Raw genomic sequence first — 276 nt, forward strand, 5'->3', positions numbered from 1 at the left:
CCCCAGCTCTTTTTGCAGGGCTCTGTCATCAGGATCGAGCGCCAGCTTTTTCTTCAGCCGTGAAATTTGCATACTGAGGGAACTGTACAGCTTTTTATTATCTCCTAGTTTTGCGTCGAATCTGTCACGTCTGTGCACACCGCTTGCTTCGCGAGTTTTTGCGCCGGCCTGATTGTAGGACCAGCGCTGCATGTTGCCCAGTTCCTCTGTATCTGTCAGACGGATGCGGGGATAATGACTCATACGCGCTTGAATCTTTTCGGCCAACCCCACAGT

Annotated in this window: 1 protein-coding gene; it reads right to left on the reverse strand. The window is 51.4% G+C overall.

The window, feature by feature from the left end:
* Positions 1-267, reverse strand: a 267-nt coding sequence (locus AC1RPY_RS07860; RefSeq protein ID WP_481763128.1) for a hypothetical protein, incomplete at its 3' end; no start/stop codon positions are given.
* Between the last annotated feature and the right edge of the window lie 9 nt (positions 268-276).

Source organism: Dellaglioa sp. CoH-56-MRSF-12, from assembly GCF_056782075.1.